11 protein-coding genes and 1 tRNA gene are annotated in these 13,820 nt (G+C 42.9%); 2 read left to right on the forward strand and 10 right to left on the reverse strand.

Annotated features, from left to right (window positions below; translation table 11 throughout):
• Positions 1-14: 14 nt before the first annotated feature.
• The 6 genes from ACTXGL_RS07865 to ACTXGL_RS07890 form a co-directional block, all read right to left on the reverse strand.
• Positions 15-287, reverse strand: coding sequence for a hypothetical protein (locus ACTXGL_RS07865; RefSeq protein WP_443526073.1), 273 nt, complete (start codon positions 285-287; stop codon positions 15-17).
• 247 nt (positions 288-534) lie between these two features.
• Complete coding sequence (gene cas3, locus ACTXGL_RS07870) at positions 535-3,177, reverse strand: CRISPR-associated helicase Cas3' (protein WP_443526074.1); 2,643 nt, start codon at positions 3,175-3,177, stop codon at positions 535-537.
• Between the two features lie 172 nt (positions 3,178-3,349).
• On the reverse strand, positions 3,350-3,670 hold the full coding sequence (locus ACTXGL_RS07875; protein ID WP_443526075.1) for a hypothetical protein: 321 nt from the start codon (positions 3,668-3,670) through the stop codon (positions 3,350-3,352).
• Between the two features lie 10 nt (positions 3,671-3,680).
• Complete coding sequence (locus ACTXGL_RS07880; protein WP_443526077.1) at positions 3,681-3,971, reverse strand: hypothetical protein; 291 nt, start codon at positions 3,969-3,971, stop codon at positions 3,681-3,683.
• Positions 3,968-5,164, reverse strand: a complete 1,197-nt coding sequence (locus ACTXGL_RS07885) for an Arm DNA-binding domain-containing protein (protein ID WP_443526078.1) — start codon at positions 5,162-5,164, stop codon at positions 3,968-3,970. The genes ACTXGL_RS07880 and ACTXGL_RS07885 overlap by 4 nt, the downstream gene beginning before the upstream one ends.
• An 11-nt stretch (positions 5,165-5,175) precedes the next feature.
• A complete protein-coding gene (locus ACTXGL_RS07890; protein WP_075107543.1) occupies positions 5,176-5,391 on the reverse strand; it encodes a hypothetical protein in 216 nt (71 codons plus the stop codon).
• A gap of 117 nt (positions 5,392-5,508) precedes the next feature.
• Between ACTXGL_RS07890 and ACTXGL_RS07895 the strand changes: the two genes are divergently transcribed.
• A complete protein-coding gene (locus tag ACTXGL_RS07895; protein WP_443526080.1) occupies positions 5,509-5,736 on the forward strand; it encodes a helix-turn-helix domain-containing protein in 228 nt (75 codons plus the stop codon).
• Between the two features lie 229 nt (positions 5,737-5,965).
• Here the strand turns inward: ACTXGL_RS07895 and ACTXGL_RS07900 are convergent.
• Positions 5,966-6,042, reverse strand: a tRNA-Val gene (locus ACTXGL_RS07900).
• A gap of 284 nt (positions 6,043-6,326) precedes the next feature.
• Here ACTXGL_RS07900 and ACTXGL_RS07905 point away from each other — a divergent pair.
• Entirely contained in the window at positions 6,327-7,304 is a 978-nt protein-coding gene (locus ACTXGL_RS07905) for a glutathione S-transferase family protein (RefSeq protein WP_443526081.1), read from the forward strand.
• A 169-nt stretch (positions 7,305-7,473) separates the two neighbouring features.
• On the opposite strand, the gene hemB is transcribed toward ACTXGL_RS07905, so the two are convergent.
• The 3 genes from hemB to ACTXGL_RS07920 form a co-directional block, all read right to left on the reverse strand.
• Positions 7,474-8,481 carry a porphobilinogen synthase gene (gene hemB, locus ACTXGL_RS07910; protein WP_319050658.1) on the reverse strand — a complete coding sequence of 336 codons (1,008 nt, stop codon included), beginning with the start codon at positions 8,479-8,481 and terminating at the stop codon, positions 7,474-7,476.
• A gap of 268 nt (positions 8,482-8,749) precedes the next feature.
• Complete coding sequence (locus ACTXGL_RS07915) at positions 8,750-10,564, reverse strand: efflux transporter outer membrane subunit (RefSeq protein WP_443526083.1); 1,815 nt, start codon at positions 10,562-10,564, stop codon at positions 8,750-8,752.
• Positions 10,564-13,803: an efflux RND transporter permease subunit gene (locus ACTXGL_RS07920; RefSeq protein WP_319050656.1), complete on the reverse strand. Its 3,240-nt coding sequence runs from the start codon at positions 13,801-13,803 to the stop codon at positions 10,564-10,566. The genes ACTXGL_RS07915 and ACTXGL_RS07920 overlap by 1 nt, the downstream gene beginning before the upstream one ends.
• Between the last annotated feature and the right edge of the window lie 17 nt (positions 13,804-13,820).

Here is a 13,820-nt window from a genome sequence, read left to right on the forward strand (position 1 = left end):
CATCACTATTATTTCTAATATGTCAGATTAGTATCTAACCAGTCGATGACCTTCCTTGGTCCAAAACCAGAGTAAGGTTTTTTCAATGAAATTATCCAAATGTGGTCATTAGAATCTAATAAACTTTCAAATTGTGAGTAAACTTGGCTTGGTGTTAAGGAAGTGGTGATTGCGTAACTTGACTCAGAAAGTTTAGCCCAACCTCCAAAGCTTTTAACCTTTTCCAAAACCTTGGCATGTTTTTGTCCAGGCGAATTTAAATCGTAAGTAACTAGTAGAGCTGCCATGAGTATTTTCCTTCTATAATGAGTGAGCGTAATCAATGACTACATACTCATATTATAGCTAATAATTTATAATTACAATTTCTATAAGCTAAATAGGTAAGAAAATACGAATATTAGAAAATATTACTTTATGTTATAATCGCTATTCATCGTTTTATGATGTGGATTGAAACTATAAGCTAAATAGGCTAGAAACTACTTGGCAATGGCTGTCTTCCCACAGTCATTGCCATCTTTATTTCACCTGCTATATACCAAAATCCATAAAATCAAGCGTACCATTTCCTGCTATATTCAATCCCATATGCGCATCGTAAAATGTCTCTGACAAAGTTAAGATGCCTGTATCTCGTACTTGGTTCACAGCCTTTTCGTCTATGAGTCTGTCTAGCATAAATGGGAATACGTTGACGCTATACTGCTGAGCATCGCGTACTAACTTATAAAAATCTTTATCGTTTACTTGTGTACCATATAACGCGGTAATGAGTTCACGACCTTCATTACTATAAGGTACGACAACAGCTTTGGTTGGCGCATCAATCGCTTTAAAGGCGCGTCCTGCATCCATAAAGGACTGCCAAAGTTCTGGAAACTGACCTTTTTTAAGCCTGTTAACGTTATCATTATTGACCGCAGGATTGAGATTGTTGTTACTTGTCCAGCCAAATATAGTATCACTACTAGAAGATCTGCCTTCTTTATCCTTAACTGGATAAGCCATTTGCTGCTTCGCAAAATCTGTCGTATAAAACACTTTAAAGAAGTCATGCATAATATCGGGGTCAAGCAAATGCCTATTTGCATTTTCAGATCGAGACAGAAGCGGTAAAATATTATTTTCCATCTGCTCTTTACCTAGTTTAATCGTAGGTATCTTGTCTAAGCTCTCTTTATCAGGCTTCACGATAAACACTTGTCCTTTGGTAGAGTTACCATTCTCATCCATCATCTCACCGTGTCGATTACAACGCCCTGATGCCTGTGCGATACTATCTAGACCTGCCAAAAACCGAATGACGGATGCAAACGACACGTCAACGCCCGCTTCAATAAGCTGAGTTGAGACAACCAAAGTTGGCAGTCCTTGCTTTAAACGGTTTCTAATTTTATCTAATAAGTCTTTACGATGACGGGCACACTGTCCTGTACTCAAATGATATAGCTCGTCCTCGCGCACGGTTTCTGATAATGTCTGATAGAGCTGACTTGCCCAAGCTTTGGTATTTACAATGACTAAAGTGCTGGCATATACTTCGAAATTCTCACTAATATAATCAGTCAATTCGTTTACATCTTTTGTCTGCTCAGTATGGTCATGAATCTCTACCCGTTTTAACGTATCGAATAGCTCCGTCAGCTGGTCACGATTGCCAACAATTTCTACCGCTGGATTGAGGCTACCGTTGTGTTTAATAGGCAGGTTATTCAGAACGGGTTGGGTAGCTGTACATAGTACCGCTGTAGAATGTCCATAACTGGTCAAAAAATTAATAGCATTGCAAAACAAATAATAGCAATTGATCGGTAACGTCTGAATTTCATCAAAGATCATGACGGCGCGGCTTAATTGGTGTAAACGTCTGACGCCTTTAGTACCGCCGCCAAAGCAGCTCTCCAAAAACTGTACCATGGTGGTAAATACAATCGGTGCATTCCAATTATCCATGATAAGTTTGCTTTGCCATGTCTGTATATCAGGCTCTAGGTTGGAGTGTTGCTCTAACACCCAATCTCCAACATAGCTACCGTCAGCAAGCTTCTCTTCTAGAATATCTCGTACTTCTTGTGAATTTTGCTCGATAATACTGGTAAACGGAATGATGTAGATAATACGATCAAGATTATGGCGTTTTGCATGTTGGACGGCAAAACGAAGGCTGGCAAGTGTTTTACCTCCACCTGTGGGCACAGTGAGCGTAAAAATACCTTGTTCTTTTTGTCCTGCTTCATAGCATGTTTTAGCAATGAGGTTGCGCTGATGATTGATAGGGTCAAGAGGACAATGTTTTGCCTTATCAGCAAAACCTTCGTACAGCGTTTCTACTTTGTCTATGGCTATCTGCCAGTCGGGACGAGAATATTCTAAAAGGTGCGCTTGGCTGGGATGTTCAAAGGCAATGCTGTTACTACGATCCGCATCGATAAGGCAGCTAAATAATAGGCGAGCATAAAAGCCAATATAAAAGTCTTTTTGTTTATCAGTTGATAACTTGTCATATAGTAAGCCAGCAACGACTTTAATGAATTCTTTGAGCGTTTCACTTTTTATTTTTTGATCTAAATGAGTAAGTAAACCGTTATTGGTAGCGTTAACCAAAGACTCATGATAGTGAGATGTATCCTCTGGCTTTTGTTTACGATAATGAAGGTAGTGATGTCCCCCTTTATCGACGACGTTTACCATACCGCTATGATGTGAAGCCACGCAGATGAATAAAATATCGGCAAGTAGCTGTCCCTGCCCAACTTCTATTTTTTGTTTCTTCACTTCATCTTTTATAGTTTTCGTTAATTTCCAGAACAACTCGTGAAGGTGTACAGCCCCAGCAGTAGAATGATCAACGGATCCTCGTTTGGGTTTGCCCTTGAGTAGGATTTTAGCTTCTTCGTCCTCATCCAAATCTAGATCTTTATAATTGTCGTAGGCAATACTGTCTTTGATATACGTCTGAAACGCTTGACTATATTTACCAAGGTCATGTACTAGACCAATTAGCTCACCTGAGAGTGGCAGGCCAATTTTGGCTGCTAGCGCTTTACTTATTTGAGCTGTACCTATCAGATGGTCATAGAGTAGTTGTTCGCTTCCATCACTCTGACGCACGTGCGCGATAAATTTTTGCTCATCAGTATTTGATTGCTTTCTTTGAATTTTTATATCTTTCATGATTTCAAATCCAAACAATAGTTTTTAATTTATTTAATAAACAATAGCCTAATTTGTTCAGCGTAACAACACAGAAATAAAATATTTACGACAATGAATGTCGTTAAAGATTTAAAAGGCAATAAAAAACCAGACAACCTAAGTTGTCTGGCAATAAGCGACCTCTAAACACTTATCTATCTACAATAAGCTGTCCACCAGAAAAGCTGATACATCCCTCACAAAACCAAGAATTCAATTTCCTTGCATAAGATATATCTGCTGGTACGTCTAACTGATAAGGACGACCACAGTACTCACAGTGTACGTCATCCAAATAAACCCGACATCTCGCAAGTGTGGTAAACAACTCATCAATCTCCATATTGTGGTCATAACAAAGCAATTCTAAATGAGCGATATAATCATTGGGCGACACATATGACCAATACTCATGGCACAAACGCTTTGTTGTATCGTCAAAAGCTGAATCAAACACAAAGTTTACACTCATAATATCCTCCTTAACAACCATAGCCAGTTTGTGGTAAAAGACCGTAAAGCTCACTCTCAAGCTGACCACACATCTCATCACATACATAATCAGGATTAGCGTCTAAGCGCTTTTGTACCCATGCGCGCATCGCCATATGGTTATCAAAATAGCTATTCACGCCTAAAAAACGTGCTAGGTTGAAGCCAAAAGAAATATGCAGCTCACAAATCAAAGTATTGGCGAGAATGTTTGCATCTTCGCTTACAACCCCGTCGGGTTTAAACTCACTAAACAACTTCGCATAGTTGATAATTTTCATTGTGACGTCTCCTTGTCAGTAGATACTTGAGCAATCTGACTGCGATTGACCAATGCTTCAAATGCACTACCATCCTGCCGAGTCATATTCGGTACGTAACGGCTATACGTGTTGAATAGCATCTTGGTCGTAGAGTGTCCCATTTGACTGGCAATCCATTCAGGACTTTCGCCAGCAGCTAACCATAGCGTCGCTGCGGTATGACGAGTCTGATAAGCATTACGCTTCTTCAGACCCAAAATCTTAAGAGTAGGGTGCCAAACACGCTTATTCACGTTGTTATAATCAAGTGGCTCACCTGTATGTGCGCAAAACACATAGTCAGATCGCTTATAAGTGATGGCCTGCTGTTCCTTCAAAGCATCGTAGACCCAAGGTGACATTTGAATCGCACGGTAAGACTCTTGAGTTTTAGGAGGAACAATTTTGCCTTTAACATAAGCTTGTTTGATCACAATCTCACGTCGATTAAAGTCAACGTTCTCCCACGTCAACCCATCAATCTCACTCGTACGCATACCTGTAAAAAAACGTACCAGATAATAATTGCGATAGTCTGCTCTCACCCCATTAATAAACGTCCAAACCTCACTTAGTGTGAATGGTTGGATATCCGTTTTAGGTTGCTTGAGCGCATTGATATCGTAGTAAGGATTATCAAATTTATAGCGTTTAGCTGCTTCTTTTAGTATCATACCTAAAGGTACCATTATCGAATTGATGCGTGCCGCTGACAGATGTTTGTTAGCTTTTCCGTAAGTCACTTTGGCGAGGGATGAACGGAAGGCTAATACATCTGTCTTTTTTATAAGATGAATGGGCTTAGTCCCAAACTTAACAATCAAGTACATATCAATAATCTCCTTTATTTTGCGCTTATAAGTATCACGCCATTCAATTTCTTTTTCAGAGAACCATAATTCTGCAAACTGTTCAAAAGAGGGCGTATCGGTACTAATGCATTCCTTGCGGTCGTTTAACGCTACCATCTGTGCCGCTTTATCACTTTTTGGAAAGTACTTAGCGTAGTTGAACAGTCCTAAGATGATTTCTGCTTCCATCTTCTCGATCACTTTTTCAAGCTTCTTACGATTCGTTGGTGTGTCTGTTAGGTTTGTCGTCTCCCGACAGCGTATACCCATGTAATAAAAATCTACAACCAGCTTGCCGTATCTACTTCTGATACTAGCCATTCTATTTCTCCTTATTGAAGTGCCATGGCATTGACGCTACCGGCAATGCCAGTGCGCATATCTTTTTCAATCTCTTCCCAAATGTACAGAATCTTACGACCACCGAACGGGCGTATATAATGAATACCCTCGATAAGCACACTATCCTTAAGCTCATTACGGATAGTACGAGGGTTATATTTGATGAGCTCAGAAAGCTCTTGGGTAGTTAGGTAGGTATGTGACATAATATGTTCCTTATATAAAGTTTAACCATAATGGTACTTTTAGGCACCATAGTTGTAATTTACCATAAATTTATAACTATGCAAGTACTTTTTATAATTATAATTGGAGTTTATAGGATGATAGTTAACCATCTCCCAACTTTGTTAGCTGAAAGAAGGCTAAAGGTAGCGGATGCCGTACGAGCAACAGGGGTAAGCAAGACGACATTGCATAAGATATATAACGATCAATCATCTAGAATTGATTTTGATACTATAGATAAGCTTTGTGAGTATTTAGAAGTAGAGGTAGGGGATATTTTTGAATATGTAAAAGAGGATAAAGATAAAAATACTCAGAAATAGATTTCAGCTTGCAGCTTAAAGTAGAGGTCAAAAAGAGGGTTTTAATTCTAATGGTTTTCAAGGGTCGGTCACGTTTTGGTCACCATTTGGTCACCGTCAATTTTTTAGATGATTTAAATCTGATTGTATAATCATGACTATGAGTTGACGTAAGCAAGTATTTTTCGCTGCAGCCCATATTTTACGGACAAGAAAAAGCCCCAATCTTAAGATTGGGGCTTTTCGAATCTGGTAGGCGTAATCGGATTCGAACCAACGACCTCTACCATGTCAAGGTAGCGCTCTAACCAACTGAGCTATACGCCTATTTAGGTTGAGCATTTTAGCAAGTTTCTCAGACTTTGCAAGCCTTTTCTATCACTATCTGCAGTTATTATCAAAATATTAGAGATTTTACCTTTATAGGGTTCTATATGTTCAGCATAAGGAACAGATAACATCTTAGATAAGCAATACATCTATAACCATACCAATCTTGCAACGAAGATTTGAGGAAGGACAATACAGAGATGTTAATATAAACGCTAAATAGCATAGCTAAGCGCAACTAAACGTTTTTTAATATAAATCAAAAAATATAAGGCAACGATATGGGTTTATTAGTCGATGGTAAATGGCAGGACAAGTGGTACGACACAGAAGGTAGTGGTGGTCGATTTGAGCGTGAAGATTCTGGTTTTAGAAGCTGGGTAACGGTCGATGGCAGTGCAGGACCAACAGGGGTGGGCGGATTCAAGGCTGAGACTGATCGTTATCATTTGTATGTGTCGTTGGCATGTCCTTGGGCACACCGCACACTCATCTATCGTAAGCTCAAAGGTTTGGAGGATATCATTCCGATATCTGTGGTTCATCCATATATGGGTGAGAATGGTTGGACTTTTGCAGAGGGTAAAGGCGTGATTGCCGACCCAGTGATTAATGCAGACTATGCCTATGAGCTTTATACCAAAGCAAAGTCAGACTATACAGGCCGTGTCACTGTACCCATTTTATGGGACAAAAAAACAAATACGATCGTGAGTAATGAGTCATCAGAAATCATTCGGATGTTTAACTCTGCCTTTGATGACGTTGGTGCACTAGCAGGTGATTTTGTACCAGCAGAGCTATTGCAAGAAATTGATGATATCAATGCATTTGTCTACACTGCTATCAACAATGGAGTATACAAGGCTGGGTTTTCTACTACTCAAGAAGCTTATGAAGAGGCGGTGAATGAGCTGTTTTCAGCATTAGAGACACTTGAGACACGCCTTGCCCAGCAGCGCTATCTGATAGGTGACACCATTACCGAGGCTGATTGGCGACTGTTTACGACGTTGGTTCGTTTTGATGCCGTTTACGTTGGACATTTTAAATGCAACTTGCATCGTATCGTCGATTATCCAAACCTTTGGGGTTATCTACGTGAATTGTATCAGGTGCCCGGTATTGCTGAGACCGTCAACATGGAGCACATCAAGCAGCATTATTACACCAGTCATGCCAATATAAACCCTACGCGTATTATCCCTGCTGGGCCTGTTATTGATTTTACGGCAGCGCACAATCGTGAATCCTTATAAATACGTCTGACTCATAAAGGTGGTCAAAGGCTATCTGCTCTAGAATAGCACTGTTCTAGAAGAGTACCGTTCTAGAAGAGTACCGTTCTAGAAGAGCACAAACGCAAAAAGCCCCAACTGTTATGAGGCAGCTGGGGCTTTTATGCTATCAAGAGCTGTTTAGCTCATACTACGCATTATTTAACTGACGGGCAGCTTCTAGCGCAAAGTACGTCAAGATACCATCTGCACCAGCACGGCGGAACCCAATCAAAGACTCTAAAATTACAGCATCACTGAGCCAGCCGTTCTGGATAGCGGCCATATGCATGGCATACTCACCCGATACTTGATAGGCAAAGGTCGGTACCCCAAAAGTGTCTTTAACTTCACGGATAAGGTCTAGATAAGGCTGTCCAGGTTTAATCATAACCATGTCAGCGCCTTCGTTGATATCCATAGCAACTTCATGCAATGCTTCAGCGCGATTACCAAAGTCCATCTGGTATTGTTTTTTGTGGCCACCTTTTAGATTACCAGCACTACCGACAGCATCACGGAATGGACCGTAGTAAGCAGACGCATATTTGGCTGAGTAGGCCATAATAGCGGTATTAAAAAACCCTTCAGCTTCAAACGTATCACGCATAGCCTTGATACGTCCATCCATCATGTCACTCGGAGAGATGATATCAGCGCCAGCGCGGGCATGTACGAGCGCTTGCTTGACCAATACCTCAATAGTGGCATCATTGATGACGTAGCCGCTATCATCAAGCAGGCCATCTTGGCCGTGTGAGGTATAAGGGTCTAATGCCACATCAGTCATGACGACCATTTCTGGTACAGCATCTTTGACTGCTTTTATCGTACGTGCAGTCAGGGCGTTTTCGTCATAAGCAGCTCTACCATCTGGTGTTTTCAAAGCGTTATCGATCACAGGGAAAAGATCGATGGTTGTCACACCCTCTGCTAACAATTCTTTGGCATAGTTAATTAGCAAATCAATTGATAAGCGTTCAACGCCCGGCATACTAGCGATGGTTTCGCGCTGGTTTTCACCTTCTAATACAAATACAGGGGCAATAAAGTGCTTAGGATGCAGCTCCACTTCACGAATCATTGAGCGTACATTATCGTTATAACGCAGACGACGTAAGCGAGTGGCAGGGTATTGACGGTTAAAGGTGTAGCTCATAATAGTTCCTTATGATTGTTCTAATAGTTATCATGTTACATGGTTAAAATAATATCACTATAAGCGGTATTTTATAGAATTGGCTTATCAAAATCTGTTCTTTATCAGTGGCTACAGATAAAAAGAGCTTGTATAAAGCGAGCCTACTATAACCAAAAGATGTCAGTAAAAGCAAAAAGCCCCACCACGTTAAGTCGGTAGGGCTGATGGTACTTATCGACTGTCGATATGATGATAGTGCTGCATCATCACATTATGAGTATGTCATTTAAGGCTCAACAATCTGTGTGACAGGAACTTGCTCCACGCTATTGTCGCTAAAGTGAGTCTCTTCTGTGATCACACCCACAGCGGCATCTTTCTTGCCATCATCATTAACATCGACGATAGCTGTAGGATTAAAGGTAGTGGTTTCTGTCGCTTGCGACTGCTTAATAGCGATAGCCTCTTGAGGAGAGGTTACGCGTGCTGAGCTGGCAGCTTGTATGGCATCCGCAGCTTTGGCTTTTGCAGTATTGCTAGGCAGTGACGCTATTTGAGCTAGATTGGTATATTGCGGTACAGGAATCACGGTTGGTACATCCAAGTTAGCACCGCCACCAAGTGCTTGGTACAACTCAACTTGACTAATGATTTTCTGTAGCTCTAAGTCTAATATACCTTGCTGAGTAGAAAACAATGAACGCTGTGCATCGAGTACATCTAGATAGTTATCAAGACCAGCTTTGAAACGGGCATCAGCAATCTGATAGGTTTGCTCAAAATTGTCTTGCAAGCGATACTGTGATTCGAGCTGTTCGCCAAGTGTGGCACGCGTGGCAAGTACATCTGATACTTCACGGAATGCGGTTTGAATAGAGTCTTCATAGCTTGCGAGAGTCTGATCACGCTCGATTTGCGCGACTTCATAATTTGCATCTAAAAGACCACCATCGAAGACAGGCACGCTGATATTAGGACCAAACGACCAACTAAAGCCATTATTGTCAAACAAATCCCCCAAGTTATCGCTACGAAGACCGACGCTACTGGCCAAACTGATGGTTGGGAAATAAGCTGCACGTGCTACCGCTATATTTGCACCAGCCGCTTTAAGGTTGTATTCCGCTTGCAGTACATCTGGACGATAGCGTAGCAAATCACTTGGCAGGCCTGCACTAAATATCTGCTGGCTGGTGATATTGCTAACGGCAGGCGTCGGGATAAGCTCGTTTGGAATCGTCCCGCCCACTAAGTACTGTAAAGCATTACGCGACTGCAAAATACTACTCTGCGCACGTAGGACAGCGAGCTTAGCATTTTCAAGTGAGGCGCTGGCCTGTAGTGAGGGAAGCTTAGGATCGATACCGGCTTCAAAACGCTTACTGGCGATAAACAATGACTGCTCACGACTTTGCACCGTTGCTTCTGCCAGTTGTAGCTGTGCCAAGCTGTAGCTCAAATTAGCATAGCTTTGAGCAATGTTACTGATTAGACTGATCTGGGTAGCATCTGTGGCAGCAGTGGTCGCCAAAAAGCTTTGTAACGCTTGATCTTTTAGGCTGGATATTCTGCCCCAAAAATCTAACTCGTAGCTGGCAAGTCCTAGTTGTACCGTATAGTCACTACCTGGTCTACTACTGATATTGTTTTGAGCGCCACGCGAGTAGCCACCACTTGCGTTAATCGCTGGTAAGTTATTGATATCGGTTATTTGATATTGCGCGCGCGCGCGTTCAATTGCTAGGCGCGCACTTTCAAAGTTCTTGTTGTTATCAAGACCTAGAGCGATTAAGCCTTTTAGACGCTCATCGCTATAAAAGTTCTGCCAGCGTTGACCTGCCACACTTGCTTGCTCAGGGGTGCTGATCGTTTCTTTATCGAACGCACCATAAGCTTGTTCTATAGGAAGGTTTGGCTCTGCCAAAACAGGACTCATATCAGCTTTTGGAATCGTATTACAAGCGGTCATACTTATTGCCAAGGCAGTAAGGCCGAGCAAGCGACTGCTATTTTTACGTAAGCGCGACAGAGTTGGCTGTGCCACGGTAGCAGAAGCTGCCACCGCCACTGAGTTAGTAGTAAACATGTTGTGAGCACTCATTATCTGTTGTCTCCAAGACTTGCAGGCTGGCCTGCAGGCTGATAGTTATCAGCAGGCATTGGGGTATGCGAGTCAGGCGTACCGTTGCCATCGTCTCTATCGTTTGGTTTGTTGTTCTCATATTTATGCGGAAATGCACTACGCACCCAGATATAGAACATCGGAATAAAGAAGATACCTAGTAGTGTCGCAGTTATCACACCACCGACAACACTAGTACCGATCGCATTCTGACTGCCCGAACCTGGACCGCTCGCCAAGAATAATGGCACAACACCGAGACCAAAGGCAAGCGAGGTCATAATAATCGGGCGCAGACGTTGACGTGCTGCTGTCATGACCGCTTCTCTTAGACTGTAGCCTTCCTCTTGGTGTTCTTTGGCAAATTCAATAATCAAAATAGCGTTCTTGGCGGATAGACCAACGACCGTGAGTAGACCCACCTGCAAGTAAATATCGTTGGCAAAACCGCGTAGCCATGTAAAGATTACGGCGCCTAAGACCCCAAGTGGTATGACCAATAGGACTGAGACAGGAATAGACCAGCTCTCATACAATGCCGCCAAGCATAAGAATACCACTAGGATTGAAAGCGCATACAGCATAGGTGCCTGTGCACCTGACTTCTGCTCTTCCAATGACATACCAGTCCACTCATAACTGATACCTTCAGGCAGCTGTTCTATCATTGCCTCCATCGAGCTCATTGCCTCACCAGTGCTGAGTCCTGGTGCTGCACTACCTTGGATGTTCATTGACGGTAGGCTGTTGTAGCGAGTCAGACGCGGTGAGCCTGATTGCCATTCACTATTAGAGAAGGCATCGAACGAAATCATATCGTTCATGTCGTTTCGTACATACCATTTGCCGATGTCATCAGGGTTGGTACGGCTGCTCGCTTCACCTTGGACATACACACGCTTAATACGACCACGGTCGATAAAATCGTTGACGTAGCTTGAGCCCCACGCAGTAGAGATAACACTGTTAATACTACTCAATGACAAGCCATAAGCTGCGGCCTGTTCTTGATTGATATTGACTTTTAATTGCGGTGAGTCTTCTTGACCATTAGGACGTACGCCTGAGACTTGGTCATTCTGCGCGGCCATACCTAAGAGCATATTACGGGCTTCAAGCAGCCCCTCATGTCCCAAGTTACTACTATCTTGGAGCATCAAGTCAAAACCACTGGCATTACCAAGCTCAGTGATGGCTGGTGGTACAATGGCAAATACTTGTGCTTCATTTAACTGAGTGAAGAAATATCCCATTGCTCGACCAGCAACTGCCTGTGCGGTGTTTTCATCGCCAGAGCGTTCCTCCCAATCTGACAAACGAACAAATGCCAGCCCCATGTTTTGACCTTGACCTGCAAAACTAAAGCCAGCAATGGTAAACACAGACTCGATATTATCAGTCTCTTGGGTATCATAATAGGTTCTGACTTTATCCAGTACGTCTTGCGTCTCATCTAACGTCGACCCAGCAGGGAGCTGAACCAAGGTAAACATAATACCTTGATCTTCTTCTGGTAAGAATGAGCCAGGAATACGTAAGAACACAACCGCCATGATACCGATAATGGCGGCATAGCCAATCATATAAAGCCATTTAAAACGTATGCTTTTACCGACGAACTTTTCGTAAGAACGGCTAAGTTTAAAGAAGCCGCGATTGAACCAACCAAAGAAACCTTTTTGCGTCTCAGTACTGCTTTTGTCGTGGCTCTTACCACGTTTGAGCAGTGTCACACATAGGGCAGGGGTGAATATCAATGCCACCATGGCAGAGAGCACCATGCTCGTAATCAGTGTGATAGAGAACTGACGATAGATCACACCAGTTGAACCGCCAAAGAAGGCCATCGGTACGAATACTGCGGACAAAATAAGCGCAATACCAATAACGATCTTACTGATTTCCCCCATCGATTGAGTGGTCGCGTCTTTGATAGAGATATGTGGATCTTCTTCTAGTATTCGCTCAACGTTCTCTACCACGACAATCGCATCATCGACCAGCAGACCGATGGAGAGAACCATAGCAAACATGGTCAAGACGTTGATACTAAAGCCTGCAATATACAACACTGCAAAGGTACCCAAGAGTACGACAGGTACGGCAAGGGTCGGGATAATCGTTGCACGCCAGTTCTGTAAAAAAATAAACATAACGATAAATACCAACACAATCGCTTCAATGAGGGTCATAACGACTTGTTCGATAGACAAGCGTACAAAGGGTGTGGTGTCATACGGAACGACTGAGGCTAGACCAATTGGGAAGTTTTGCTCCAGCTCAGTCATACGCGCGCTGACCGCTTCGCGAGTTTCTAATGCGTTGGCACCGCCAGCAAGTGAGATACCCAGACCTGCAGCTTCTTGTCCATTATATTGCGATAAAACACTATAGTTTTCGCTACCGATTTCGACATCAGCGACGTCACCCAAACGCACCTGAGCACCAGACGTGTCTGTTTTTAACAGAATGTTTTGGAACTCTTCAGGTGTTTGTAAATAGCTTTGAACGGTCACTGTCGCGTTAATAACTTGTTGATCTGCATCAGCGGGCGCTTGTCCTAACTGACCAGCAGATACCTGAGCGTTCTGCGCTTGTATCGCACTGACAACATCGGATGGCACCATGTTGTAGCTACGCAGGCGTGAAGGGTCAAGCCAAACACGCATCGCATAAGTAGAGCCGAAGACCTGAACCTCACCAACCCCTTCAACACGACTGATCGAGTCGAGGACATTGGAGTTAATATAATCGGCAATATCGCTACGATCCATGCTGCCGTCTTCAGAAATAAATGCCTGCACCATCATAAAGCTGCTAGACGATTTATTGACGTTGACGCCTTGTCGCTGTACCGATTCAGGTAGGGCGCTCATCGCAGCCTGCAGCTTATTCTGTACCTGTACCTGAGCGGTATCAGAATCAGTGCCGTTTTCAAACGTTAGCGTCACTGAGGCACTACCATTTGATGAGCTCGATGACGACATGTACATGAGGCCATCTAGGCCTTTCATACGTTGTTCGATAACCTGTACTACGGAGTTTTCAACAGTTTGCGCATTAGCACCCGGATAGCTTGCACTGACCGAAATCGTCGGTGGTGCAATACGTGGATACTGTTCAATCGGTAGGTTGAGAACCGATAACACCCCGATGAGCATGACCAAAATAGCCAGCACCCAAGCAAAGATAGGGCGATTAATAAAAAAACGTGACATAGTATATCCCTAAGTCT

The sequence above is a fragment of the Psychrobacter sp. T6-6 genome, from assembly GCF_052258185.1.
GTDB lineage: Bacteria > Pseudomonadota > Gammaproteobacteria > Pseudomonadales > Moraxellaceae > Psychrobacter.